Consider the following 24,304-nt stretch of genomic DNA (forward strand, 5'->3'; position numbering starts at 1 on the left):
CCGGGGGGGCCGCCCGCCCGCCGGGGTGGGGGGGGCGGGGGGGTGGGTTCTCGACCAATAAAAGCCGCCGGGGGGGGGGGGGCGGGGGGGCCGCCCCCCCCCCCACCCCTCTTCGTTCGTTTCCGATTCCGTTCCCGATCGACGTGTGATCGATCCGGAACGATCTGGGACCGCCGAAGGGGCGCGCGCCATGACCGACCAGGACTTCCAGCCCGGGCTCACGCCGGGACACCTGGGTGCGCCGGTGCTGGAGCCGGAGGGCCGCCCCCCGACCGCGCCCCGGCCGCACTCCGATGCGCCGGATCCGCACCGACGGCGCAACGGACTGGCCTGCGGGCTCACCGCCCTGGCACTGGTCGCGGTGTTCGGCGGGGTCGGGCTCACCGGGTACACCTGGTTCCAGGCGCAGCGCAGGCCCCCGGCCGCCGCCGACTTCGCCGGACAGGGCACCGGCAGCGTCCAGGTCTCGGTGCCGGAGGGCGCGGGCCTGTCCCAGATCGCGTCCGCGCTGGTCCGCAACGGGGTGGTGGCCAGCTCGCTCGCCTTCACCCGGGCCGCGAAGGGCAGCGCGGCGGCCGCCGGACGGATCCAGCCCGGGACGTACACGCTGAAGCAGAAGATGTCGGCCGTGGCGGCGCTGGCGATCCTGGTCGACCCGGCCAACGCCAACGGCCTGACCATCCCCGAGGGCTGGCGCGGCTACCAGATCTTCACCGCCATCGACAAGAAGCTCAACCTGCCCGACGGCACCACCCGGCGCACCGCGCAGGAACAGGCCGTCGAACTGGGCCTGCCGGACTTCGCCAACGGCAGCCCCGAGGGCTACCTGTTCCCGGCGACGTACGCCGTCACCGACGGGACCACCGCGCTCGACCTGCTGAAGCAGATGGTGGAACGGGCGGGCAGGGAGTACACCCGCGACGACGCCAACGTCGTCGCGCAGAACCTCGGCCAGACCGTGTACGGGCTGGTCACCGTGGCCAGCATGGTCCAGGGCGAGGCCGACAACACCGAGGACATGGGCAAGGTGGCCCGGGTCATCTACAACCGGCTCGCCAAGGGCATGCCGCTGCAGCTCGACTCCACGATCAACTACGCGCTCGGCCGGTCGACCCTGAACACCACGGTGACCGAGACCAAGCTGAACTCCCCGTACAACACCTACCTGCACCCCGGGCTGCCACCGACGCCGATCTCCAACCCGGGACGGCAGGCGATCATGGCGGCGCTGGACCCGACGCCCGGGGACTGGCTGTACTTCGTCACCGTGAAGCCCGGGGACACCCGCTTCACCGACAGCTTCGACGTGCAGCAGCGCAACGTGGCGGAGTTCAACGCCTACCGGGCGGCGGCGAAGCCGAGCGCCCCGGCGTCCGGCTCGGCCGCCGCCTCGGGGGCGCCGGGGACGGCTCCCGGCGGGGCGTCCGGGGCGGCCACCGGCTCGGCGTCCGCGGCTCCGCCGGGGCCGGGCGCTCCCGCGGGCCCGGGTGCGGCGACTCCGTAGCGATCTTGTGTGCCCTCCGTGAGGTCCCCCGGTGACGGTGCGTTCGCCCGGGCAGGGGTAAGGCTGCGGTACGGTAACGTCTCCCTCCAGGCGCTGCGCTAGCACGCCGGTTCGAGATTCAGCCGGGACGATGCCGTCCCGGACGGCCGGTCCGATCCGTCGGCCGTCACCGTCGGTTAAGGGGATCAATGACCGATCTGGGTGGGGGCTACGCCCCCCAGGGCGAGCCGTGGCACCCCGGTGATCCCGGGTACGACGGCCGGCAGCCGGTCCCCGGCCAGCAGGACGGCCAGTGGCAGCAGCAGTACCCGCAGCAGGGTCAGCACGGCCAGCAGCCCTACGGGGACGCACAGCAGGGGTACCCCCAGCAGCAGATGCAGCAGCCGATGCAGCAGGGCTATCCGCAGCAGCAGATGCGGCAGCAGGCGTTCCAGCAGCAGGGCTACCAGCAGCAGGGGTTCCAGGGCGGTCAGCAGGGCTACCCGCAGCAGGGCCAGCAGCAGGGGTACCCCCAGCAGCAGATCCAGCAGCCGATGCAGCAGCAGGGTTACCCGCAGCAGCAGATGCCGCAGCAGGCGTTCCAGCAGCAGGGCTACCAGCAGCAGGGGTTCCAGGGCGGCCCGCAGAACGGCATGCAGCAGCCCGGTGTCCAGCAGCAGCCGGGCACGCAGGGCCAGAACGGGATGCCGGCACAGAACGGCATGCAGCAGCCGGGCATGCAGGGCCAGAACGGGATGCCGGCACAGAACGGCATGCAGCAGCAGCCCGGAGTGCAGCAACAGGGCATGCCGCAGCAGCAGGCACCGCAGCAGCGGGGCCGGAGGCGGGCTGCGCCCGCGCCCGAGCCCGAGCCCGCTTCGGGCCCCGGGCCGGACGGCATCGACTGGGAGGCCGAGGCCGCCGCGCTGGAGTCCGGGGCCCCGGCCGGTGACGATGGCCAGGGCGGGACCGACGAGTGGGACGGCCGCGAGGACGGCCACCGCGAGGACGGCGGCTACCTCGACGAGCACGCCGAGTCCGAGGAGGGCGGCTTCCTCGGCAAGCAGGACGAGTCCCGCGAGGCGAAGAAGAAGCGCAAGGAGAAGGGCAAGAAGTCGGGCCGCCGCAACGGCGGCGCCTGCCTGCTGGTCGCGGTGGTGCTGCTCGGCGCCGTCGGCGGCGCCGGCTGGTGGGGCTACGGCTTCTACCAGGACCACTTCGGGCCGCCGCCGGACTTCACCGGCGCGGGCACGGGTTCCGTCCAGTTCGAGGTCAAGAAGGACGCGCTCGCCGGGCAGATCGGCCTGGCGCTGAAGAACGCCGGCGTGGTCAAGAGCGTCGACGCGTTCACCACGGCCTGCAAGGCCGAGCCCAAGTGCGTCACCGTCCAGCCGGGCTTCTACGGCCTGAAGAAGGAGATGCCGGCCGCCGACGTGCTCAAGGAACTGCTCGCCCAGGCGGGCGGCGCGGCGATCGTGATCCCCGAGGGCAAGAACTCCACCGAGATCTACACCCTGATCGACACCAAGCTGAAGCTCCAGAAGGGTGCCACGGCCGCCGCCGCGCAGGCCCAGATCAACGACCTCGGCCTGCCCGCGTACGCCCAGGGCAAGATCGAGGGCTTCCTCTGGCCGACGCGCTACAACATCGCCGACGGCATGAAGCCCGAGGACCTGCTCAAGCAGATGGTGAAGACCGCCACCGACAAGTACGCCAACCTGGACTCCCAGGCGGCCTCGGTGGGCCTGAAGACCGGGTACGAGGTGATCATCGAGGCGAGCATCCTCCAGCGCGAGGGCAACAACGTCGACGACTTCGCCAAGATGGCCAAGACCATCCAGAACCGGCTGGCCGCCGGCGGCGAGATCAACCACAAGCTCGGCATGGACACCACGCTGCAGTACTCGTTGGGCCGCAAGGAGCTCAACAAGGGCGACATGGACAACGCGAGCAACCCGTACAACACCTACGTCAACCCGGGCCTGCCGCCGACGCCGATCTCCAACCCCGGCGACGACGCGCTCAACGCGGTGCTCCACCCGGCGGACGGCAAGTGGCTGTACTTCATCGCGATGGACCCGCAGCACACCCGGTTCGCCGAGACGAGCAAGGAGCACTACGCCAACGTCAAGGAGTACTGCCAGGCGGCCGGGCAGGGCTTCGACGAGGCCCGCGGCCACTGCACCACCAAGTAGCAGCGGCGGGACAGCAGTTCATGGAGAGGCAGTGTTGACCAGCAAGCACCGGGCGGCCGTCCTCGGCTCGCCGATCGCCCACTCGCTCTCGCCGGACCTGCACCGGGCCGCCTTCGCGGCGCTCGGGCTGGACGGCTGGCGCTACGACCGCTTCGAGGTCGACGAGGCCGCGCTGCCCGGCTTCGTCGCCGGACTGGACGAGGCGCAGTGGGCGGGCCTGTCGCTGACCATGCCGCTGAAGCGGGCGGTCATCCCGCTGCTCGACGAGGTCAGCGCGACGGCCCGCGCGGTGGACGCGGTGAACACCGTGGTGTTCACCGCCGACGGGCGGCGCACCGGGGACAACACCGACGTTCCCGGACTGGTCAACGCGCTGCGCGAGCGCGGGATCACCGAGGTGCCCGGCGCCGCCGTCCTGGGTGCCGGGGCCACCGCCTCCTCGGCGCTGGCGGCGCTCGCCCGGATCTGCACCGGCGAGGTGACGGTCTACGTGCGCAGCGCCGAGCGGGCCCGGGAGATGGCCGAGCTGGGCGAGCGTCTGGGCGTGGTCGTCCGCACTGCCGACTGGGAGCGCGGGGCCGAGGCGCTGGCGCAGCCCCTGACCGTCTCCACCACGCCGGCCGGTGCCACGGACGCCTTCGCCGGTTCGCTGCCCGCTGCGCCCGGGACGTTGTTCGACGTGCTGTACCACCCGTGGCCGACGGCGCTGGCCGCCGCCTGCGCCGAGCGCGGGGCGACCGTGCTGGGCGGGCTGGACCTGCTGGTGCACCAGGCGGTGCTGCAGAGCGAGGCCTTCACCGGGCGGACCCCGGGGCCGCTGGCGGCGATGCGCGAGGCGGGGGAGAAGGCGCTCGCCGGGAGCTGAGGCCCGGTGCCCGCCCGGTGCCGGGTGACGCCCGCTGCCTTCCCGCCGCCCCTGCGCGGCCTCCCGGCCGCATGCTGACCGGTTGCCGTCCGTCACGCGGACTGCGCCCCCGGGTGCCGCTGGGGCATGAAAGGATTCAGGCAGAAGGCACGCTCGGGCGGGCCGCGGCGGTGCCGTGGGCCGGCCCGCTGATGAAGGAGCTCCGTTGGGTACGTTGCGCTGGCTGACGGCGGGGGAGTCGCACGGCCCCGCACTCGTCGCGACGCTGGAAGGCCTGCCCGCCGGCGTACCGGTCACCACCGCCGTGGTGGCCGACGCGCTGGCGCGCCGTCGGCTCGGTTACGGCCGCGGGGCGCGGATGAAGTTCGAGCAGGACGAGGTGACCTTCCTCGGCGGTGTCCGGCACGGCCTGACCATGGGCAGCCCGGTCGCGATCATGGTCGGCAACACCGAGTGGCCGAAGTGGGAGCAGGTCATGTCGGCCGACCCGGTCGACCCCGAGGTGCTGGCGGGCCTGGCCCGCAACGAGGCGCTCACCCGCCCCCGGCCCGGCCACGCCGACCTGGCCGGCATGCAGAAGTACTCGATCGAGGAGGCCCGGCCGATCCTGGAGCGCGCCAGCGCCCGCGAGACGGCCGCCCGGGTCGCGCTGGGCGCCGTCGCCCGCGCGTACCTCCGTGAGGTGGCCGGGATCGAGATCGTCAGCCACGTGGTCGAGCTGGCCGCCGCCAAGGCGCCGGCCGGTGTGCTGCCGCTGCCCTCGGACGAGGCCCGGCTGGACGCCGACCCGGTGCGCTGCCTGGACGCGGACGCCTCGAAGGCGATGGTCGCCGAGATCGACCAGGCCCACAAGGACGGTGACACCCTCGGCGGCGTGGTCGAGGTGCTGGCCTACGGCGTGCCGGTCGGCCTCGGCTCGCACGTGCACTGGGACCGCCGTCTGGACGCGCGGCTGGCCGCCGCGCTGATGGGCATCCAGGCGATCAAGGGCGTCGAGGTCGGCGACGGCTTCGACCTGGCCCGGGTCCCCGGCTCGCAGGCGCACGACGAGATCGTCCCGACCGCCGAGGGCGTCAAGCGCACCTCCGGCCGGTCCGGCGGTACCGAGGGCGGCCTGTCCACCGGCGAGGTCCTGAGGGTGCGCGCCGCGATGAAGCCGATCGCCACCGTGCCGCGGGCGCTGCAGACCCTGGACGTGCGCACCGGCGAGCCGGCCAAGGCGCACCACCAGCGCTCGGACGTCTGCGCGGTGCCCGCCGCGGGCATCGTCGCCGAGGCGATGGTCGCGCTGGTGCTGGCCGACGCGGTCGACGAGAAGTTCGGCGGCGACAACGTCACCGAGACCCGCCGCAACGTGCAGGGCTACCTCGACCACCTGATCATCCGATGACCCGACCCGTCGTGGTGCTGGTCGGCCCGCCCGGCAGTGGCAAGTCCACCGTCGGGCGGGCCCTGGCCGAGCGCCTGGGCGCCGACTTCCGGGACACCGACGCCGACATCGAGACCACGGCCGGCAAGCCCATCCCGGAGATCTTCATCGACGAGGGCGAGTCGCACTTCCGCGCACTGGAGGTGGCGGCCGTGCGCGCCGCCGCCACCGGACACGACGGGGTGCTGGCGCTCGGCGGCGGCGCGGTGATGGCCGAGGCCACCCGTGAGCTGCTGCGCGAGCTGCCGGTGGTCTTCCTGGAGGTCCCGCTCGCCGACGCGGTCAAGCGGGTCGGCCTGGACGCCCCGCGCCCGCTGCTGGCGGTCAACCCGCGGGCCCGCTGGCGCGAGCTGATGGAGGCCCGCCGCCCCCTCTACCTCGAGGTCGCCACCGCCGTGGTCGACACCGCAGGCCGCACCCCCGAGCAGGTCGCGGACGCCGTACTGGAAGCACTGGAGCTGAAGACCCCCCATGACTGACCCCATCGTCAGGATCCACGTCGGCGGCAGCGCCGGTCACGACCCGTACGACGTGCTGATCGGGCACCAGCTGCTCGGCGAGCTGGCGCCGCTCATCGGCAACCGCGCCAAGCGGGTCGCGATCATCCACCCGGAGGCGCTGTCCGCCACCGCCGACGCCATCCGCGAGGACCTGGCCGGCGAGGGCTACGACGCGATCGCGCTGCAGGTGCCCAACGCCGAGGACGCCAAGAGCGTCGAGGTCGCCGCGTACTGCTGGTCGGTCCTCGGGCAGACCGGGTTCACCCGCAGCGACGTCATCGTCGGCCTCGGCGGCGGTGCCACCACCGACCTGGCCGGCTTCGTCGCCGCCACCTGGCTGCGCGGCGTCCGGTGGATCTCCATGCCCACCACGCTGCTCGGCATGGTCGACGCGGCCGTCGGCGGCAAGACCGGCATCAACATCGCCGAGGGCAAGAACATGGTCGGCGCCTTCCACCCGCCGGTGGGCGTGCTGGCCGACCTGGGCACCCTGGAGACCGTGCCCAAGCACGACTACGTCTCCGGCCTCGCCGAGGTCATCAAGTGCGGCTTCATCGCCGACCCGGCCATCCTCGACCTGATCGAGGCCGACCCCGAGGGCGCCAAGACCCCGGCCGGCCCGCACACCGTCGAGCTGATCCGGCGCGCCATCCAGGTCAAGGCCGACGTGGTCTCCGGAGACCTCAAGGAATCCGGTCAGCGCGAGATCCTCAACTACGGTCACACCCTCGGCCACGCCATCGAGCGCAACGAGCGGTACAAGTGGCGGCACGGTGCCGCGATCTCCATCGGCATGGTCTTCGCCGCCGAACTCGGCCGCCTGGCCGGGCGGTTGGACGACGAGACGGCCGACCGGCACCGCAGCGTGCTGGCCTCGGTCGGCCTGCCGCTGAGCTACCGGGCGGACGCCTGGCCGAAGCTGCTCGACGCGATGAAGATCGACAAGAAGTCGCGCGGCGACCTGATCCGCTTCATCGTCCTCGACGGCCTCGGCAAGACCTCCGTGCTGGAGGGCCCCGACCCGTCCCTGCTGGTCGCCGCCTACGCGGAGGTCTCGGCGTGACCCGGGTCATGGTGCTCAACGGCCCCAACCTGGGCCGGCTCGGCAGCCGCGAGCCGGACGTCTACGGCGCCACCTCCTACGCCGGCCTGGTCGAACGCTGCACCGCCCTCGGCAAGGAGTTCGGCTTCGAGGTCGAGGTGCACGAGACCAACTCCGAGCAGCAGATGGTGGAGTGGCTGCACGAGGCGGCCGACGGACAGGTGCCCGTGGTGATCAACCCGGGCGCGTTCACGCACTACTCGTACGCGATGCGCGACGCCGCCGCGCAGCGCACCGCGCCGCTGATCGAGGTGCACATCTCCAACCCGTACGCCCGGGAGACCTTCCGGCACACCTCGGTGATCGCGGCGGTGGCCTCCGGCACCGTCGCCGGCTTCGGGCTCGGCTCGTACGAGCTGGCGCTGCGGGCGCTCGCCGAGGGGCTCACCTCGCGCTGAGGACCGGGCCCGTCCCCGACGGGCCCGGACCCACGGCCCGGCTGCGGACTGTGCCCGCTGCCGGGCCGCCGTGTAGTGTCCCCGCTGAGAACGTGTCGGGAGGTGCCGTGACGCAGTACGCCGGAGGCGGGCAGGTCCCGCCGCGTCCCGCCGCTCCGCCGGTGCCTCCGGGGGGCGGTGCGGGAGCGGCCCCGTCGGGGGTGCCGGTTCCGCCGCCGCAGGTCCGGCCCGTGCCGACCGGTTCACCGGCTCCTGTGGCTCCCGTTGCTCCTGCGGCGCCCGTTGCTCCGGCGCCCGTTGCTCCTGCGGCGCCCGTGGCGCCCGCTGTGGTCGGGCCCGCGCCCGTGGTGCCCGCTGCAGTCGGGCCCGCGCAGGTGCTCGCGCCCGGGCCCGCCGCCGGTCCGGCCCCGACTCCCGTCACGGCCCAGGCCCAGGCCCAGGCCACGGTCCCGGTGCCCGTGCCGCTTGCCGCTCCGGTGCCCAGCGCACCGGTACCCGCCGGAGGGACCGGGCACTTCGTCCTGCCGTCCGGGACGCCCGTCCAGCTGCCCGCCCACCCGCCGCGGCAGCACGCGCCCACCGGGCCGATCGCCGTCCTGCTGATCGGTCCCGCCGGCGCCGGCAAGACCACCGTCGCCCGGTACTGGGCCGAGCGCCGGCCCACCCCGACCGCGCACATCAGCCTGGACGACGTACGGGAATGGGTGCAGTCCGGCTTCGCCAACCCGCAGTCCGGCTGGAACAACGCCTCCGAGGCGCAGTACCGGCTGGCCCGCCGCACCTGCGGCTTCGCCTGCCGCAACTACCTGGCCAACGGCATCTCCTGCATCATCGACGACGCCGTCTTCCCGGACCGTCCGGCGATCGGCCTCGGCGGCTGGAAGCGGCACATCGGCCCCGGCATGATCCCGGTCGTCCTGCTGCCCAGCCTGGACTCGGTGCTGGGCCGCAACGCCCGGCGCAGCGGGAACCGGCGCCTCGGCGACGAGGAAGTGGCGCGCATCCACGGGCGGATGGCCGGCTGGTACAACTCCGGGCTGCCGATCATCGACAACTCGTACCTGGACGTCGCCGGGACGGCCGCCGAGCTGGACCGTGTGATCCTGGCCCGGCTGACGGGCATGCCGGTCCGCTGACCCGGCCGACAGCCCCCGCCCGGCCGCCCCCCCCGTCACCCCCCGCCCCGCCTCCCCGTCGCCTGCCGACTCGGGCGGCCGCGGGCGTGTCGGTGCCGACTGCGATGATGGAGGCGTCCTCGGGCCCGCCCAGCGGCCCGTCCTGTCGAACCCGGGGAGCTGACGCCCGTGCCGGAAGGCCACATCATCCACCGCCTCGCCGCCGAGAACCGGAAGGCCTTCGGCGGACGCCCCGTCCGGGTCTCCAGCCCGCAGGGCCGGTTCGCCGACGAGGCCAAGGTGATCGACGGGCAGCTGCTCACCGGTGCCGAGGCGATCGGCAAGCACCTCTTCCTCGGCTTCGAGGAAGGCGCCTGGGTGCACGTCCACCTCGGGCTCTACGGAGGCTTCACCTTCGGCGCCGGCCCGGCGCCCGCGCCGGTCGGCCTGGTGCGGCTGCGACTGGAGGGCGAGGACGGCTACGCCGACCTGCGCGGTCCCAACACCTGCGCCCTCGTGGCCGACGACCGGAAGGCCGCGGTCGCGGCCCGCCTCGGCCCCGACCCGCTGCGCGCCGACGCCGACCCGGAGGCCGCCTGGCGCCGGATCGCGGCCAGCCGCACGACGGTCGCCGCGCTGCTGATGGACCAGAAGGTGCTCGCCGGGGTGGGCAACGTCTACCGGGCCGAGGTGCTGTTCCGCCACGGCATCGACCCGCACCGGGCCGGGCGCGACCTCACCCGGAAGGAATGGGACGCCGTCTGGTTCGACCTGGTCGCCCTGATGCACGAGGGCGTCGCGGTCGGCCGGATCGACACCGTCCGTCCCGAACACACCCCGGAGGCGATGGGGCGCCCGCCCCGCGTGGACGACCACGGTGGCGAGGTGTACGTCTACCGGCGGGCGGCGATGCCCTGCCACGTCTGCGGCACGGACGTGCGGACCGAGGAGCACGCCGCGCGCAACCTCTTCTGGTGCCCGACCTGCCAGGCAGCCTGAGACCCCGATCCGCCCTCCGGGCCGGAGCCCAGCCCGTAGGCTGGGGCCGACCGGCCGGAGGGAGCGGGCAGATGGAGCATCGGCGGGTGACCAACACCGTGTCAGGAACGGTGGGTGGCCACGTGGTGCAGGCCGACACCATCGGCTCGGTGCACCTCCACCAGGCCGAACCGCCGCCGAGGCCTCGTCAGGTCCGGCCCCCGCACGGGCCCTTCGTCAACCGGGAGCCGGAACTCGCCGCGCTGACCGCGGCGTCGGGCCGGGTCGAGGCCGGCGGGCTGGGGATCGTGGTGTTCACCGGGCTCGGCGGGGTCGGGAAGACCGAACTGATCGCCAAGTTCGCCGAGGAGCACCGGGCGCGCTTCCCGGGCGGGGACCTCTACGCGGACCTCCTGGCCTACCGGCACCAGGGCGGGGTGGACCTCCCCTCGCTGCTGGCCGGCTTCCTGCGCGCCCTCGGGACGGAGCCCCCGGCGGTGGAGGCGGAGCGATTCACGATGTTCCGCACGGTCACCGCCGAGCGCCGGTGCCTGTTCTTCCTGGACAACGTCGAGCACGCCGCCGAGGTGCGCGCCCTGCTCCCGTCGACCGGACTGGTGGTGGTCGCGAGCCGGCGGCGGCTGCCCGCGCTGCGCACCGACGGCGCCGAGGTGCGACAGCTCGGTCCGCTGAGCGCGACGGCCGGTGCCGATCTGGTCCGGGCCTGGCTGGGTTCCGGGCGGGGCACCGACGGGGAGTTGGCGGCGCTGGTCGAGCTGTGCGGCGGGCTGCCGCTGGCGCTGAACGCCGTCGGCAGCCAGCTGCTGGACCGCGACCACCTGCCGGTCGGCCGGGTGGTGGCCGAACTGCACGACCGGGAGGGCAGGTTGGCCATGCTGGACGACGAGGAGAACGACCTCGGCCCGACCTACGACCTGGTCCACGAGCGGTTGTCGCCGCACGGCCGGGCGCTCTACCGGCTGATCGGCGTGCACCCCGGCCCCTTCGTGTCGGCCGAGTCGGCGGGTGCGGCGGGTGTCGAGCGGGCCGGGGCGGCGCTGCAGGAACTGCGCGCCGTCCACCTGCTCGACGAGGTGATGGACGACGACGTCGAAACGCGCTTCCGCGCCCACGACGTGGTGCGGCTGCACGCCTACGGCCGTACCCGGGAGCTGCCCGGCCGGACGGAACTCCTCGCCCGGGTGGTGGCCTACTACCGGGGCCGGGCCGCACTGGCCGACCGGGCGATGGGGGCCAGGCTGCGACTGCAGGAGGAGAGCGGCGAGGAGCTGCCCGGGTTCGCCTCCGGCGCGGCCGCCCTGGAGTGGCTGCACGCCGAACGGGCCAACCTGCGCGCCGTGGTGGAGGAGGCCGCCCGGCAGCGGTGGCACGGCGAGGTGTGGCGGCTCTGTGAGTCGCTCTGGCCGCTGTACCACGGCCGCAAGCTCTACGAGGACTGGATCGCCACCCACCGGCTCGGCGTCGAGTCGGCCCAGTGGGACAACCAGCCGGCCGCCGTGGTCCGGATGCGCAACCAGCTCGCCCGCGCCCACTTCGAGCGCAAGGAGTACCGGCTCGCCGCCGAGCAGTTGGCGCTGGCCGCGGAGCAGCTGCCGCTGGTGGCGGACCGCCGCGTGGTGGGCGTACTGCACGAGACGGACGGCCTGCTGTGCCTGGCCGACGGCCGCCCCGGCGACGCGGTGGAGCGGTTCACGCTGGCCCTGGCGGAGAACCGGGGCGACGACCACGGTGAGATCGTCCAGAGCTACAACCTGGCACAGGCGCTGATCGCCGACGGCCGCGCCCCGGAGGCGCTGGACGTCCTGGACCGCGCCGGCGCGCGGGCCGCGGACACCGACGACCACGACATGCTGATGAAACTGCCGCTGGTCCGCGCCCGGGCCCACCGCGCGCTGGGGCGACCGGACCTCGCCGTCGTGCACGCCGGTGACTGCGCCCGGCGGGCCGGGGAGCGGAGCCAGTACGTGAAGGAGGCGCAGGCGCACACCCTGTTGGTGGCCCTGGCGGAGGAGCTGGGCGATGCCGAGTTGGCCGGGCGCAGCCGGGCCCGGCTGCGGGAACTGGCGGGTCAGCTCTAGGGTCCGTCCTCACACCGCGACTGCGGGGCGACGCTCCCCGGCCTTCGGCTTGCGACGCACGCACCCCAACGCCGCCCGGCCGCCCTCCGGGCGGACGACGGGAGCGTGACGACGGGAGTGAGCGGACGGGAGCGTGCGGACGGACCCTAGGGAGGCGGGCCCTGGGGCGCGGTGCTGAACGAGAGCCGGGTGCGGTGCTCGCCGGTGCGGACGGTGAGTCCCTGTCGGGGGAGTTCGGCCGGGTCGCCGCCGTCGGCGAGCCAGCAGGCCACGGCGGAGCCGAGCAGCAGCGGGTCGATGCCCGGGTCGGGGCCGCCCCAGTCCGGTTCGGCGCGGGCCTCCAGCAGCAGACCGCTGCGCAGCCGGAGCAGGTGCCGGGCCGGGCCGAGCGCGGCCACCGCGACGGCGAGGCCGGGGAGTTCCGCGGCCGAGTCGGCGAGCCAGCGGGGAGCGGGGAGTTCGGCGTGGACCTCGGTGCGGGCCAGCACCTCCGCGGTGTAGCGCAGGGCGTCGCCCGGGTGTTCGTCGGTGAGCGCGTGGAAGCCGCGCGGGGTGTGGTCGGCCGGGTCGACGGGGTAGCGCCGCAGACTGACCTCGGTGCCCTCGCTCCCGCCCTCGACGTCGTACGCGGTGGGTCCGTCGGTGGTGCCGGGGTGCGGGACGGGCTTGGGGTAGGGCGGCAGGAGCGGTTCGTCCCCGGGTTCGTCCAGGTGCTCCAGGAAGGAGTAGAGCAGGGGGCGCAGCAGCGCGGCGGACCGGCCGCGCCGGCTCAGCGAGCGGTCGGTGAGCGGGCGCAGGGTGTCCGGGTCTTGCTCCCGCAGGGCCCGGGCGAGTTGGGCGGCGAGGTCGCCGTCGGGGTCGAGCACGGGGGCGGTCTGGCCGAAGGCGTAGCCGGGGGAGCGCGGGTCGAGTTCGGCGGCGCCGGTGGCGACGAGCACGGTGGGTCGTTCCAGCGCGGCGCCGTAGACGGATACCGAGCCGTGGTCGCCGATCAGGCAGTCGGCGGCGACCAGCGCGGCCTGCCAGCCCTGGTGCGGCGGGATCAGCCGCAGGCCCATCCGGCGGGCGGTGTCGAGCAGCGCCTCGGGGTCGTGCCGGCTCCAGATGTTGGGGTGCAGGACGACGGCGACCGTGTACTCGTCGGCGGGCAGCCGGCGGACCAGCCGCTGGGGCAGGTCGGGGCGGCGGCCGAATAACGAGTGCTCGCTCCAGGTGGAGTTGACGACGACGAGCCGTCGGCCGTCGACGGCGCCGAGCGCGGCCCGGTAGGCGTCCCGGGAGCGCAGGCTGCGCAGCATCCGGTCGAGGCACGGGTCGCCGACGACCCGGGCGACGTCCAGCGCTTCGGGGCAGGAGGTCCGCAGGCGGTCCAGCTGTTCGGGGTGGGAGAGGCCGAGGACGTCCACGAACACCTCTCCGCCGTGGGTGAGTTCGTTGCGCGAGAGGCCTGCGGAGCTGGTCGTGTCGCCGGTGGACTCGGTCACCAGGCGGTTGTAGCCGGCGCCGTGCGGGAGGACGACGAGCCGGGCGTCCAGGTGGTGCATGGAGGAGTGGACGGCGCAGGCGACGGCGAGGTCGAAGTGGTGCCGGAGGGCGTCCTGCCAGTCGAGCACGGTGAAGCCGGGCAGGCCGTGCAGGTAGTCGTCCAGGGCGCGGTCGGCGAAGGCGGAGCCGGGGTTGACGGTGAAGTACCGGGCGATGCCGTCCGGGTTGAGGAGGGTGAGGACGTCGAGGACGCGGGTGGCGGAGGTGAGGGTGCGGGCGACCGCCAGCACGCGTGCCCTGACCGGTCGGGTGTTCCAGCGGTCGGCGGGCCAGGCGTGGGGGTGGGACGGCACACCATGATCGTACTCATCCGGTGGCCCGGCCCGACGGCTGTTCCCCGAGTGTCGGTCAGCCCGCGGCGGCGGTGGGCTCGTGGTGCTCGCCGGCGGCGCATTCGTCGAGGAGGGGGCGCATGTCCTCGTCCACGAGCCGGTAGCGCACCACGCGGCCGTCCTTGTCGCCGGTGACGACGCCGGCCGTGCGGAGCAGCCGCAGGGCCTGGGAGACGGCGGGGTCGCGCATGCCGGTGGCGACCGCGAGGTCGGTGACGGCGAGCGGGCCGGCCCGGTGCAGGGCGAGCAGCAGGGCGAGCCGTCCGGGGTCGGCGAGCAGGGAGAAGCGCTCGGCCCAGGACCGGACGTGCGCGGTGTCGCCGATCGCGGCGATGGCCTCGCAGACCCGGTGCCCGTCGATGGTGCGGTGGCCCGCGCGGTCGGCCGGTACGAGATGCATGCGGACATTCTTGCAGGCGGGGGCCTGTGATCCTGGACACCTGCGCAGGTGCGCAGCCTTGCATGGGTCGGGGCGCGACCCCTACGGTGTAGCCCGCCGTGGTGCTCGGGAAGACCGGTGACGGACCCTCAGGGGTCCCAGTCCGGAGCGGCCCTCGCCACTGTGATCGGGTGAGTTCCTTCGTCCTCGACGGAATTCGGTCCGTGTCCACGAAGCCACTGGGTGCCTCGCGCACTCGGGAAGGCGGACCCGGATGTCCCGTAAGCCAGGAGACCGGCCACGGCACTTCACGAAGTGATTCCACGAGGTGTTGGAGCGTGATCCTGAGATGACCCTGCCCGAAACCGCCGCGGCGGACGCGAAAGCGGCGCCGTCCGTGTTGCCCGCCTTCCGGTGGAAACGCGAGGACACCGTCCGTACGGCCGGGTTGATGGGGGTGATCCTGGCCATGCACGTGGTGGCCTTCGGGACGCTCGTGTTCCTGGTGGCGCCCGAGCGGTACGCGGTCGGCACCCAGGTCTTCGGGGTGGGCCTGGGCATCACCGCGTACACCCTCGGGATGCGGCACGCGTTCGACGCCGACCACATCGCGGTGATCGACAACACCACCCGCAAGCTGATGGCGGACGGCAAGCGGCCGGTCTCGGTGGGATTCTGGTTCGCGCTGGGGCACTCCTCGATGGTGGTCATCATGGCCGCCCTGGTGGCGGGCGGCGCCCAGCTGGCGAACACGCTGATGGACGACGAGTCGACCACCCACAAGTGGCTCGGCGTGGTCGGGACGACCACCTCCGGGGTGTTCCTCTACCTGATCGGCGCGCTCAACCTGGCGGCGCTGCTCGGCATCGTCAAGGTGTTCCGCGCGATGCGGGCCGGGCAGTACGACGAGGCGGAGCTGGAGGCGCACCTCGACTCCCGCGGCTTCATGGCCCGGGTGCTGAACCGGGCGACCCGTTCGATCACCCGCCCCGGGCAGATGTTCCCGGTCGGCATGGTGCTGGGCCTGGGCTTCGACACCGCCACCGAGGTCACCCTGATGGTGATGGCGGGTTCGGGCGCGGCCGCCGGGCTGCCCTGGTACGCGATCGTCTGCCTGCCGCTGCTGTTCGCGGCCGGGATGAGCCTGTTCGACACCCTGGACGGGACGTTCATGAACTTCGCGTACCAGTGGGCCTTCTCCAACCCGGTGCGGAAGGTGTACTACAACCTGACCATCACGGGGCTGTCGATCGCGGTGGCCTTCATCATCGGCACCATCGAGCTGGTCGGCGTGCTGCACGAGAAGTTCGACCTGACCGACCCGGTGAGCGGCTGGATCGCGGAGATCTCGCTGGACAACGTCGGCTACGCGATCGCGGGGCTGTTCGTGGTGGTCTGGGCGGTGGCGATCGGGTACTGGAAGCTCGCCAAGGTCGAGAAGCGCTGGACGCCGCAGGAGCAGTGAGCCCAGGGGCCCACCGCGCGGTGCCGAACGGCGCCTCCCCACTCGGGGAGGCGCCGTTCGTGCGTGCGGGGTCAGCGCTCCTCGCGGAAGTCGACGTACCGGCCCGCGACCGGGTCGTACTTGCGCAGGACCATCCGGTCCGGATCGTTGCGGCGGTTCTTGCGGGTCACGTACGTGAAGCCGGTGCCGGCGGTGGAGCGGAGCTTGATGACGGGGCGCAGTTCGCTGCGGGCCACGGGTGTCCTCCTGGGTCCGGGGTGTTCGGTCGAGACCGTACACCGAAATGGAAGTCATTTTCATCTGGTGTAGCGTTTGCGCCGTCCCGATCATTCCCGGACGCCAGGGAGCACCCATGTCCGCCCACTGCCGGCTCACCGGCCGCCGGCCCGGCTTCGGCAACGCGATCTCGCACTCGCACCGCCGCACCCGCCGCCGCTTCGACCCCAACGTCCAGCGCAAGCGCTACTGGCTGCCCGGTGAGGGCCGGTACGTGCGGCTCACGCTGAGCGCCAAGGGCATCCGCACCGTCGACACGATCGGCATCGAAGCCGCCGTCGCCCGGATCCGGGCCCGGGGGGAGAGGGTCTGATGGCCGAGCAGAGCAAGATCGCCAAGAACGAGCAGCGGCGCGCCGTCGTCGACCGGTACGCCGAACGCCGGGCCGAGCTCAAGCGGATCATCGCCCACCCCGGCGCCGACCCGGCCGAGCGCGCCGCCGCGCGGGCCGAACTCGCCCGCCGGCCGCGCGACGCCGGCCCGACCCGGGTCCGCAACCGCGACGCCGTGGACGGCCGCCCCCGCGGCTACCTGCGCGCCTTCGGCCTCTCCCGGGTCAACCTGCGCGCGCACGCCCACGCCGGCCACCTGCCGGGCGTCCGGAAGGCGAGCCGGTGAGCCCGGTGGACGCCCCGGAGCGGATCAAGCTGCCCGTGGTCGTCGTCGCCGGGCTGCACGCCGAGGAACGACGCGCGGCCGTCGACGAGCTGACCGCGGACGCGGTGGAGGCGGTGGTGCTGCGGCACGACCTGCGGGACGCCTCGCTCGGCCTCGTCCACCGGGAACTGCGCGACGCCCGGGGGGTGTTCGACGCGGACGACGTGCCGTTGACGAACGACTGCCCGTGCTGCGCCCTGCGCGAGGACCTGCTGCCCCGGCTGCTGGGGATCGCCGACGAAGGCCGCCACGGGCTCGCCGTCGTCGAACTGTGGGGCGGCAGCGACCCGCACCCGGCCGTCGAGGTGATCGCCGGCGGAGAATCCGGCGGGCGGCGCCTCGCGGACGCCGTCGAACTCGCGGGCGTCGTCACCGCCGTCGCTCCGGACCGGCTGATCGGCGAACTCTCCGTCCCCGACGACCTGGCGGAACACGGCGAACACACCGCCGAACGGGACGAGCGGACCCGTGCGGAAGCGTTGGCCCACCAGATCGAGTACGCCGGCACCCTCGCCGTTCCGCGAGCCACGGCGCACGCGCCGGGGCTCGCACTGCTGCGTCAGCTCCACCCCACCGCCCGGGTCGTCCGGCTCGGCACCGGCGCCCTCACCCGGGCCGCACTCGGCGGCTTCGACGTCGCCGCCGCCCGCGACCGGGTCAACCCGGCCATCGCCCTGCTGCCGCAGGAACGCGACGAGGCGGGCGTCACCACCCTGGTGTGGGAACGCCGCCGGCCGCTGCACCCGGAGCGGTTCCACGAGGCGCTGCACCAGCTCGTCCCGGCGGCGCAGCGCAGCCGCGGCCGCTTCTGGCTGGCCAACCGCCCGGACCTGATGCTGGCCTGGGACGCGGCCGGGGCCAACCTCGCCGTCGAGGAGTGCGGGCCCTGGCTCGCCACCCTGTCCGACGCGGCCTGGGAGTTCTACCCGCCCGCCCGGCGGGCGGCGGCCGCCCTCGACTGGCACCCGCTGCACGGCGACCGGGTCCAGCAGCTCTGCTTCACCGCAGAGGGGCTGGACGTCGACGGGATCACCGCGCTGCTCGACTCCTGCCTGCTCACCGACGTCGAACTCATCGCCGGTGAGGCCGGCTGGAAGACCCTGCCCGACGCCTTCCGGGACCTGCTCGCCCCCCTCCACTGAAGGAGCCCCGGCATCATGCGCAAACGAACAGCCCCGCCGAAGGAGCGGCCCGACCCCCTGGACGCGGCCGGCATCGAGGACGTCGACCACGAGGACCAGGAGCTTCCGATGGCCGTGCCCGAGCGCAGGACCTCCCGCAGCAACACCCGGCACCGTCGCGCCCGGTGAAGGGCGACGCCCCCGAAGCCGGTCCCGGTCACGAGCGACGGCCGCGAGCTGCTCGTGCCGCAGAACCTGGTCCCGGCCTACCGCCGGGGGCTGATCGACCCGGGGGAGGCGTAGCGGCGGCGGCCCGTGCCGGGTGGCGGGAAACCGGTGGTGGTACGGGGGCGCGTCGGGGGCTCCGGGGGTTCCGTCGGGGGTGCTCGGCGGGCGGTTCGGGCCGGGGGTTCGTAGGCTCGACGCATGGCGGATGCGTACGCGGGGCGGCGGGAGCGGGTGAGGGAGCACTGCAGTGCGGCCGGGGCCGATGCGGCGCTGATCACCCGGGCGGCGAACGTGCGGTATCTGACGGGCTGCGCGCCCTGCGGGGCGACGCTGCTGCTGACCAGGGAGCGGGCGCTGCTGGCGCTGCCCGACGACCTGCCGCCGGACGACACGGGGGAGCACCTGATCGTCCCCGACGTGACCCGGCTGCCGGTGGCGGCCGGGGCGGACACCGCGCTGGCCGCCACCGCCGCGGCGAGCAGCTTCGGGGTCGAGGGCCTCGCGGTCGAGGAGCACGACCTGACCGTCAGCCGGCACCGGACGGTGGCGGGCCTGGCCGAGCGGGCCCGGCTGGTCGACCTCGGGCAGGTGGTCGAGCGGCTGCGGGTGGTCAAGGACGAGCACGAGATCGCCGATCTGCGGATCGCCGCCGAGATCGCCGACCAGGCGCTCGGCGAGCTGCTGGAGTCGATCCTGGTCGGCCGCACCGAGCGGCACCTGGCCATGGAGCTGGAGCGCCGGATGATCGACCACGGGGCCGACCGGGCCGCCTTCCCGGTGTCGGTCGGCACCGGCAGCCACTCCGGCCAGGCCGCCCACCAGCCGACCGACCGCCGGGTGGAGGAGGGCGACTTCCTGACCGTGGTGATGGGGGCCCAGTACCGCGGCTACGGCGTGTCCACCGCCCGCACCTTCGTGATCGGCGCCGCTCCCGCGCCGTGGCAGGTGGAGCTGCACCGGTTGGTCTTCCGGGCCCAGCGGGCCGGTCGGGAGGCGCTCGGACCAGGCGTGGAGCAGTGCGTACCCGACCGGGCCGCCCGGCAGGTCCTGGAGGCGGCGGGCCACACCGAGGGCTCGCCGCACCCGGTGGGCCACGGCATCGGGCTGGAGATCCGGGAGGCACCGCGCCTCGGTCCGTCGGACATGGGTAAACTGGACAGCCGCGTGCCGGTCACCGTCGGCCCAGGGGTCCACCTCCCGGGCAAGGGCGGCGTCCGGATCGAGGACACGCTCGTCGTGCGCCCCCTCGAAGAGGGCGGGCCCGAGCTGCTCACCATCACCACCAAGGAGCTCCTCGCCCTGTGACCGCGGCCTCCAGTCGGCCGTCGGCGGCAGGACGCACCCCTTGGTTCCTTGACAGCTATATCCAGGAGTAAGTGCGCCCGTGGCTTCCACGAACGATCTCAAGAACGGCATGGTCCTCAAGCTGGAGGGCGGCAAGCTCTGGTCCGTCGTCGAGTTCCAGCACGTCAAGCCCGGCAAGGGCCCGGCCTTCGTTCGGACCAAGCTCAAGGAGGTCCTGACGGGCAAGGTCGTCGACAAGACCTTCAACGCCGGCACCAAGGTCGAGACCGCCAACGTCGACAAGCGCGGCATGCAGTTCTCGTACAAGGACGGCGAGAACTTCGTGTTCATGGACATGGACACCTACGACCAGCTCACCATCGAGCCGGCCGTCGTCGGCGACGCCGCCAAGTACCTGCTGGAGGGCTTCGAGGCCCTCGTCGCGCAGAACGAGGGTTCGGTGCTCTACATCGAGCTCCCGACCTCCGTCGAGCTGACCATCGCCGAGACCGAGCCGGGCGTCCAGGGCGACCGCTCCACCGGCGGCACCAAGCCGGCCACCCTGGAGACCGGCGCCGAGATCCAGGTGCCGCTCTTCGTCACCACCGGTGAGAAGGTCAAGGTCGACACCCGCGACGGCAGCTACCTCGGCCGGGTGAAGTAAGTCCGTGTCGGCCGCACGTAGCAAGGCCCGCACCCGGGCCTTCCAGATCCTCTTCGAGGCCGACCACCGCGGGGTCGACCCGCAGCGGGTCCTCGCCGACTGGGTGGCCCGCGCCCGCGAGCCGAAGCCCGAGGAGGGCACCCCGCAGGTCGGCGAGTACACCATGGAGCTGATCGAGGGGTACGTCCAGCACGCCCGTCGGATCGACGACCTGATCTCGCAGTACGCGGTGGGCTGGACCCTCGACCGGATGCCGATCGTGGACCGCAACGTCCTGCGACTCGGCGCGTACGAGCTGATCTGGGAGGACGGCGTCCCGGACGCGGTCGTCCTGGACGAGGCCGTCGAGATCGCCAAGGAGTACTCCACGGACGACTCCCCGGCCTTCGTCAACGGCATGCTCGCCCGTTTCCTGGAGCTGAAGCCGAGCATCCGCCGATAACCGGTCGTGCTCCGCTGACGGCCGTCGGACCCGCATGCCGGGTCCGGCGGCCGTTCGGCGTTCCCCGGCCGTCGCGCGGTCGGCCCGATCGGCGTAGGGTGTGGCCTACTCGTCAGTAACTTGGTGTTCGACGCCCCGTGCGAAAAGGCAGGTCCTCCCCCATGACCACCGCGATCCGCAGCGAGTTCGACCGGGGCATCGCCCTGACCAGACACCCCGAGGAGGCCGGCCGCTACGAGGCCGAGCTGGGCGCCGGCTGGCAGATCGGCGGCGGGGTCAACGGCGGGCTGCTGCTCGCGGTGGCCGGACACGCGCTGTCGCTGGAGCACGAGTCGCACCCGGACCCGGTGTCGATCAGCGGTTACTACCTGTCCGCCTCCACCCCCGGCCCGGCCACCGTCCGCACCGAGGTGCTGCGCACCGGCCGCGGGCTCTCCACCGGCACCGCCTCGCTCAGCCAGGACGGCGTCGAACGGCTGCGCGTGGTGGCCAGCCACGGCGACCTCTCCGCCGCCGACGGCGAGGTGCGCACCAGTGCCCGGCCGCCGCAGCTCCCGCCGCCGGAGCAGTGCATCGGCGTGGAGCACGCGCCGAAGGAACTGATCGCCGAGGCCGCCCTGCTGGAGCGCTTCGACCTGCGGCTGGACCCGGCCACCGTCGGCTGGGCGCTCGGGCAGCCCTCCGGCAACGGGCGGATCCAGGGCTGGTTCCGGCTCGCCGACGGCCGCGAACCCGACCCGCTGCTGCTCCTGCTGGTCGCCGACGCGCTGCCGCCGGTCACCTTCGACCTCGGCATGCCCGGCTGGGCCCCGACCGTCGAGCTGACCGTCCACCTGCGGGCCAAGCCCGCCCCGGGCTGGCTCCGCGTCACCCACGCGACCCGCAACCTGGCCGGCGGGTACTTCGAGGAGGACGCCGAGGTCTGGGACGAGTCCGGCCGTCTGGTCGCGCAGTCCCGCCAGCTGGCCCGGGCGCCGCGGTAGTCCGGGGGGATCCGCGCCACCGGTCCTATTACCGGTGGTTACATTCCTGTGACACGCCGTACGTGTGCGGCGCGCGGGCGGTGGGGAGGAAGGCGGTCAGCGGCGAGCCCGCCGCCGACCGTCACCCCCGTCGGCCGTCGTCGCCGGCGGCCGCCCGCCGAAGCCAGGAGCCATCCGATGAGTAGCCGCCACGGCCGCGCCCGCCGTAACTCCGACTGCACCGCCGGCGGCTCGCGGCCCGCGGTGCGGGCGTCGCACCGGCCGCAGGGGGCCGACGGGGCCGAGGGCGTCGAGGGCGTCGAGGGCGCCGACCAGGCGTTCGTCATCGGGGTGCTGACCAGCGCCGCGGACTTCGCGCGGGCCCGCGCCTGGGGGATCTCCGACGCCCCCGACTACGAGCGCTACCTGGCCGACACCGCCGAGCTGCTGGCGGACGCGCTGGAGCGCTTCGAGACCGTCCGGGCGCGGATGTTCCACCCGCAGGACTTCGAGGAGTTCTGCCTGCTCAACGGGCTGGACCCGGCCGAGCCCGCCGCCCGCGACCGCTACCTGGTCAACCCGGCGCTGCAGACCCAACTGCTCGCCTACCAGGGCGAGGAGCCGGCCGGGGACTTCGTGCCGCGCCTGGTCCGGGCCCGGGAGAACGGGCTGACGCTCTGCCACGCCGACCTGCTGCTCGACGGCGGCCTGTACGGCGGCGCGGGCGAGCGCGACGAGGACCACGCCCGCTGGGTGCGCGCCGCCTACCAGCGCGGGGGCGAGGTGTTCCGCCGGATGCTGGTCGGGGCGGGCGCCGGCGTGTACGAGCTGCGCCTGCGGGTGGACGCGCCCGGCGGCAGGCTGACCGCGGCCGCGCGGGTGCTGCAGTGGGAGGACGGCGTGGTGCGGATCAACGACGAGGACCTGGAGCTGGTCTGCGCGGTGCTGTGCGCCGGGCTGGCCCTGGAGCTGCCGGGCGTCGCGGTGCTGCACGGTTCGCAGGGCTCGGCCGCCTCCTGCGGGGAGTACCTGCCGGCCTCCTGGGCCTGGTCGAGCAGTGGGCAGGACTGGGCGCCGGCGGACCGGCCGGTCCGGCTGGACGGGGTCGCCGCGCAGCCCGGCTACAGCCTGGGCACGGTCTGCTGACACGTGGCGCGCCGCGCCGGGGGAGGGCCCGCCGGGCCCGGGAACACCGCGGCGCGGCCCCCCGGTCTGGGGTGCCGCGCCGTGACGTTTCTGCTTGCCGGCACTGGTGGGACGAGTGCCGGCACGCACAAGGATCCGCTGGCGGGAGCCGGTGCGGTGAGCCTCAGCTCGCGTCCTCCTCGCGCACCGCACGGCGCGCGTCGGGGTTCAGCACGCCCCAGGAGATCAGCTGCTCGGTGAGGATCGACGGCGACTGGTCGTAGATGACCGCCAGGGTGCGCAGGTCGTCCTGGCGGATCGACAGCACCTTGCCGTTGTAGTCGCCGCGCTGGCTCTGGATGGTCGCCGCGTAGCGCTGCAGCGGGCCGGCCTTCTCGGAGGGGACCTGGGTCAGTCTCTCCAGGTCGAGGACCAGGCGCGGCGGCGGCTCGGCCGCGCCGCCGGGGGTGCCGCCGGGCAGCAGCTCCTGTACCGGGACGCCGTAGAACTCCGCCAGCTCGGCCAGTCGCTGCACGGTGACCGCACGGTCCCCGCGCTCGTACGAGCCTACGACGACTGCCTTCCAGCGCCCCTGGGACTTCTCCTCGACACCGTGCAGGGAGAGCCCCTGCTGAGTGCGGATCGCTCGGAGCTTGCCTCCGAGTTGCTTCGCGTAGTCGCTGGACATTGATCTCCCCGGACGAGATTGCTTCGCGTTCAGTGGTGGGTCACGGGCGATGTCGACGTCGTTACCGGTGGGTTCGACGTCCGTCTCGTAACTCACTGTGAGGTTACGTAGAGTAAGGTAGTTGCGTCAAGCCGAATGGGGCAGTCGTGCGAATGGCCCGCATCGTCGGCGCGTCCGGGGTGTTAACCGACGGAAGCGGAATGATGGACTTCTGTTTGCCGTCCGGGGCGCTGCTAGGATGACCCGAAGCCCACGCCGACCCGGCGGGGGTGATTCAGACATCCTTTAAGGCCCGTCCAGTGAGGCGGGGAAGGAGGTCCGCTTCGGCATGACCGCACACCGAGATTCGACGCCGCAGGAAACGACGCCGCGGCCGCCGCACCAAGTGCTGGACGGCACGGACATCGCCCGGGTCATCACCCGGATAGCGCACGAGATCGTCGAGCGCGCCAAGGGCGCGGAGGACGTCGTGCTGCTCGGCATCCACACCAGGGGTGTCCACCTCGCCCGCCGCCTGCACGGCCGGCTGGCCCAGATCACCGGGCGCGACATCCCGCTGGGCACCCTGGACATCACCATGTACCGGGACGACCTGCGGCTGAAGCCCGCCCGCGCCCTGGAGCACACCGAGATCCCCTCCGACGGCATCGACGGCAAGCTCGTCATCCTCGTCGACGACGTGCTCTTCTCCGGCCGCACCATCCGCGCCGCGCTCGACGCGCTGAACGACATCGGCCGGCCGCGCGCCGTCCAGCTCGCCGTCCTGGTCGACCGCGGCCACCGCGAGCTGCCGATCCGCGCGGACTACGTGGGCAAGAACCTCCCCACCTCGCTGCGCGAGGCCGTTCAGGTGCGCCTCTCCGACGCCGACGGCGTGGACGCCGTCCTGGTCGGGGACCGCGACTTCGCCGCGCGCTCGTCACAGGCCATGGCCGCCAAGCCGTCCGAACCGCACCTCCCGGAGTAACCCGC

At 73.5% G+C, this 24,304-nt stretch carries 24 protein-coding genes, 1 pseudogene and 1 riboswitch; of the genes and pseudogenes, 21 read left to right on the forward strand and 4 right to left on the reverse strand.

Going from position 1 to position 24,304, the window contains the following annotated elements:
- Positions 1 to 190 precede the first annotated feature (190 nt).
- The 10 genes from mltG (ACFV0O_RS09110) (at position 191) to ACFV0O_RS09155 (ending at position 12,164) form a co-directional block, all read left to right on the forward strand.
- Positions 191 to 1,504, forward strand: coding sequence for an endolytic transglycosylase MltG (gene mltG, locus ACFV0O_RS09110; protein ID WP_380338420.1), 1,314 nt, complete (start codon positions 191 to 193; stop codon positions 1,502 to 1,504).
- A gap of 188 nt (positions 1,505 to 1,692) precedes the next feature.
- Positions 1,693 to 3,678, forward strand: coding sequence for an endolytic transglycosylase MltG (gene mltG, locus ACFV0O_RS09115; RefSeq protein WP_380338424.1), 1,986 nt, complete (start codon positions 1,693 to 1,695; stop codon positions 3,676 to 3,678).
- A gap of 34 nt (positions 3,679 to 3,712) precedes the next feature.
- Positions 3,713 to 4,543, forward strand: coding sequence for a shikimate dehydrogenase (locus tag ACFV0O_RS09120; RefSeq protein ID WP_380338427.1), 831 nt, complete (start codon positions 3,713 to 3,715; stop codon positions 4,541 to 4,543).
- Positions 4,544 to 4,748: 205 nt separating this feature from the next.
- Complete coding sequence (gene aroC, locus ACFV0O_RS09125) at positions 4,749 to 5,933, forward strand: chorismate synthase (RefSeq protein ID WP_360261925.1); 1,185 nt, start codon at positions 4,749 to 4,751, stop codon at positions 5,931 to 5,933.
- Entirely contained in the window at positions 5,930 to 6,451 is a 522-nt protein-coding gene (locus ACFV0O_RS09130; RefSeq protein WP_360261924.1) for a shikimate kinase, read from the forward strand. Before aroC ends, ACFV0O_RS09130 begins: the two co-directional genes overlap by 4 nt.
- Positions 6,444 to 7,535, forward strand: a complete 1,092-nt coding sequence (gene aroB, locus ACFV0O_RS09135; protein ID WP_380338432.1) for a 3-dehydroquinate synthase — start codon at positions 6,444 to 6,446, stop codon at positions 7,533 to 7,535. Before ACFV0O_RS09130 ends, aroB begins: the two co-directional genes overlap by 8 nt.
- Before the next feature lie 8 nt (positions 7,536 to 7,543).
- Positions 7,544 to 7,972, forward strand: a complete 429-nt coding sequence (gene aroQ, locus ACFV0O_RS09140; protein WP_360261932.1) for a type II 3-dehydroquinate dehydratase — start codon at positions 7,544 to 7,546, stop codon at positions 7,970 to 7,972.
- A gap of 161 nt (positions 7,973 to 8,133) precedes the next feature.
- Complete coding sequence (locus ACFV0O_RS09145; protein ID WP_380338753.1) at positions 8,134 to 9,108, forward strand: AAA family ATPase; 975 nt, start codon at positions 8,134 to 8,136, stop codon at positions 9,106 to 9,108.
- Between the two features lie 168 nt (positions 9,109 to 9,276).
- On the forward strand, positions 9,277 to 10,086 hold the full coding sequence (locus ACFV0O_RS09150) for an Fpg/Nei family DNA glycosylase (protein WP_380338435.1): 810 nt from the start codon (positions 9,277 to 9,279) through the stop codon (positions 10,084 to 10,086).
- A gap of 86 nt (positions 10,087 to 10,172) precedes the next feature.
- The gene (locus ACFV0O_RS09155; protein ID WP_380338438.1) at positions 10,173 to 12,164 is read left to right on the forward strand and encodes an AAA family ATPase; all 1,992 of its coding nucleotides are present in this window, start codon (positions 10,173 to 10,175) and stop codon (positions 12,162 to 12,164) included.
- Positions 12,165 to 12,310: 146 nt separating this feature from the next.
- Here the strand turns inward: ACFV0O_RS09155 and ACFV0O_RS09160 are convergent, their stop codons facing one another.
- Together ACFV0O_RS09160 and ACFV0O_RS09165 are read right to left on the reverse strand one after the other, a co-directional pair.
- Entirely contained in the window at positions 12,311 to 14,002 is a 1,692-nt protein-coding gene (locus ACFV0O_RS09160) for a hypothetical protein (protein WP_380338441.1), read from the reverse strand.
- 55 nt (positions 14,003 to 14,057) lie between these two features.
- Positions 14,058 to 14,441, reverse strand: a complete 384-nt coding sequence (locus ACFV0O_RS09165; RefSeq protein ID WP_380338444.1) for an ArsR/SmtB family transcription factor — start codon at positions 14,439 to 14,441, stop codon at positions 14,058 to 14,060.
- Between the two features lie 82 nt (positions 14,442 to 14,523).
- Positions 14,524 to 14,738, forward strand: a riboswitch (cobalamin riboswitch).
- Positions 14,739 to 14,769: 31 nt separating this feature from the next.
- Between ACFV0O_RS09165 and ACFV0O_RS09170 the strand changes: the two genes are divergently transcribed.
- Positions 14,770 to 15,885, forward strand: a complete 1,116-nt coding sequence (locus ACFV0O_RS09170; RefSeq protein WP_380338447.1) for a HoxN/HupN/NixA family nickel/cobalt transporter — start codon at positions 14,770 to 14,772, stop codon at positions 15,883 to 15,885.
- A gap of 71 nt (positions 15,886 to 15,956) precedes the next feature.
- Here ACFV0O_RS09170 and rpmG read toward each other — a convergent pair whose 3' ends face one another.
- Complete coding sequence (rpmG, locus tag ACFV0O_RS09175) at positions 15,957 to 16,121, reverse strand: 50S ribosomal protein L33 (RefSeq protein WP_380338450.1); 165 nt, start codon at positions 16,119 to 16,121, stop codon at positions 15,957 to 15,959.
- A 116-nt stretch (positions 16,122 to 16,237) separates the two neighbouring features.
- Between rpmG and rpmB the strand changes: the two genes are divergently transcribed.
- From rpmB to ACFV0O_RS09220, 9 genes and pseudogenes are all read left to right on the forward strand, one after another.
- Positions 16,238 to 16,474 carry a 50S ribosomal protein L28 gene (rpmB, locus tag ACFV0O_RS09180; RefSeq protein ID WP_380338453.1) on the forward strand — a complete coding sequence of 79 codons (237 nt, stop codon included), beginning with the start codon at positions 16,238 to 16,240 and terminating at the stop codon, positions 16,472 to 16,474.
- Positions 16,474 to 16,779, forward strand: coding sequence for a 30S ribosomal protein S14 (gene rpsN, locus ACFV0O_RS09185; RefSeq protein WP_380338456.1), 306 nt, complete (start codon positions 16,474 to 16,476; stop codon positions 16,777 to 16,779). The genes rpmB and rpsN overlap by 1 nt, the downstream gene beginning before the upstream one ends.
- Entirely contained in the window at positions 16,776 to 17,960 is a 1,185-nt protein-coding gene (locus tag ACFV0O_RS09190; protein WP_380338459.1) for a CobW family GTP-binding protein, read from the forward strand. Before rpsN ends, ACFV0O_RS09190 begins: the two co-directional genes overlap by 4 nt.
- A gap of 108 nt (positions 17,961 to 18,068) precedes the next feature.
- Positions 18,069 to 18,242, forward strand: a pseudogene (rpmF, locus tag ACFV0O_RS09195) (50S ribosomal protein L32).
- A gap of 123 nt (positions 18,243 to 18,365) precedes the next feature.
- Positions 18,366 to 19,472 carry a M24 family metallopeptidase gene (locus ACFV0O_RS09200; protein ID WP_380338462.1) on the forward strand — a complete coding sequence of 369 codons (1,107 nt, stop codon included), beginning with the start codon at positions 18,366 to 18,368 and terminating at the stop codon, positions 19,470 to 19,472.
- Between the two features lie 79 nt (positions 19,473 to 19,551).
- On the forward strand, positions 19,552 to 20,115 hold the full coding sequence (gene efp, locus ACFV0O_RS09205; protein WP_360261914.1) for an elongation factor P: 564 nt from the start codon (positions 19,552 to 19,554) through the stop codon (positions 20,113 to 20,115).
- A 4-nt stretch (positions 20,116 to 20,119) separates the two neighbouring features.
- Positions 20,120 to 20,557 (forward strand): transcription antitermination factor NusB, encoded by a 438-nt coding sequence (nusB, locus tag ACFV0O_RS09210; RefSeq protein ID WP_360261913.1) that lies wholly within the window; start codon positions 20,120 to 20,122, stop codon positions 20,555 to 20,557.
- A gap of 161 nt (positions 20,558 to 20,718) precedes the next feature.
- The gene (locus ACFV0O_RS09215) at positions 20,719 to 21,540 is read left to right on the forward strand and encodes a thioesterase family protein (RefSeq protein ID WP_380338466.1); all 822 of its coding nucleotides are present in this window, start codon (positions 20,719 to 20,721) and stop codon (positions 21,538 to 21,540) included.
- Between the two features lie 177 nt (positions 21,541 to 21,717).
- Entirely contained in the window at positions 21,718 to 22,665 is a 948-nt protein-coding gene (locus ACFV0O_RS09220; protein WP_380338469.1) for a hypothetical protein, read from the forward strand.
- A 163-nt stretch (positions 22,666 to 22,828) separates the two neighbouring features.
- On the opposite strand, the gene ACFV0O_RS09225 is transcribed toward ACFV0O_RS09220, so the two are convergent.
- Positions 22,829 to 23,332 (reverse strand): transcriptional regulator, encoded by a 504-nt coding sequence (locus ACFV0O_RS09225; RefSeq protein WP_030056198.1) that lies wholly within the window; start codon positions 23,330 to 23,332, stop codon positions 22,829 to 22,831.
- A 328-nt stretch (positions 23,333 to 23,660) separates the two neighbouring features.
- Here ACFV0O_RS09225 and pyrR point away from each other — a divergent pair, with 328 nt between their 5' ends.
- Complete coding sequence (pyrR, locus tag ACFV0O_RS09230) at positions 23,661 to 24,299, forward strand: bifunctional pyr operon transcriptional regulator/uracil phosphoribosyltransferase PyrR (protein WP_380338471.1); 639 nt, start codon at positions 23,661 to 23,663, stop codon at positions 24,297 to 24,299.
- Positions 24,300 to 24,304 lie beyond the last annotated feature (5 nt).

The sequence above is a fragment of the Kitasatospora sp. NPDC059577 genome (genome assembly GCF_042735475.1).
Taxonomy (GTDB): domain Bacteria; phylum Actinomycetota; class Actinomycetes; order Streptomycetales; family Streptomycetaceae; genus Kitasatospora.

Coding starts and splice junctions, on each gene's coding strand:
- mltG (WP_380338424.1), top strand. CDS start 1,693: ATGACCGATCTGGGTGGGGGCTACGCCCCCCAGGGCGAGCCGTGGCAC.
- mltG (WP_380338420.1), top strand. CDS start 191: ATGACCGACCAGGACTTCCAGCCCGGGCTCACGCCGGGACACCTGGGT.
- aroB (WP_380338432.1), top strand. CDS start 6,444: ATGACTGACCCCATCGTCAGGATCCACGTCGGCGGCAGCGCCGGTCAC.
- ACFV0O_RS09130 (WP_360261924.1), top strand. CDS start 5,930: ATGACCCGACCCGTCGTGGTGCTGGTCGGCCCGCCCGGCAGTGGCAAG.
- ACFV0O_RS09200 (WP_380338462.1), top strand. CDS start 18,366: ATGGCGGATGCGTACGCGGGGCGGCGGGAGCGGGTGAGGGAGCACTGC.
- rpmB (WP_380338453.1), top strand. CDS start 16,238: ATGTCCGCCCACTGCCGGCTCACCGGCCGCCGGCCCGGCTTCGGCAAC.
- aroQ (WP_360261932.1), top strand. CDS start 7,544: ATGGTGCTCAACGGCCCCAACCTGGGCCGGCTCGGCAGCCGCGAGCCG.
- pyrR (WP_380338471.1), top strand. CDS start 23,661: ATGACCGCACACCGAGATTCGACGCCGCAGGAAACGACGCCGCGGCCG.
- ACFV0O_RS09170 (WP_380338447.1), top strand. CDS start 14,770: ATGACCCTGCCCGAAACCGCCGCGGCGGACGCGAAAGCGGCGCCGTCC.
- ACFV0O_RS09220 (WP_380338469.1), top strand. CDS start 21,718: ATGAGTAGCCGCCACGGCCGCGCCCGCCGTAACTCCGACTGCACCGCC.
- ACFV0O_RS09225 (WP_030056198.1), bottom strand. CDS start 23,332: ATGTCCAGCGACTACGCGAAGCAACTCGGAGGCAAGCTCCGAGCGATC.
- ACFV0O_RS09215 (WP_380338466.1), top strand. CDS start 20,719: ATGACCACCGCGATCCGCAGCGAGTTCGACCGGGGCATCGCCCTGACC.
- ACFV0O_RS09165 (WP_380338444.1), bottom strand. CDS start 14,441: ATGCATCTCGTACCGGCCGACCGCGCGGGCCACCGCACCATCGACGGG.
- rpsN (WP_380338456.1), top strand. CDS start 16,474: ATGGCCGAGCAGAGCAAGATCGCCAAGAACGAGCAGCGGCGCGCCGTC.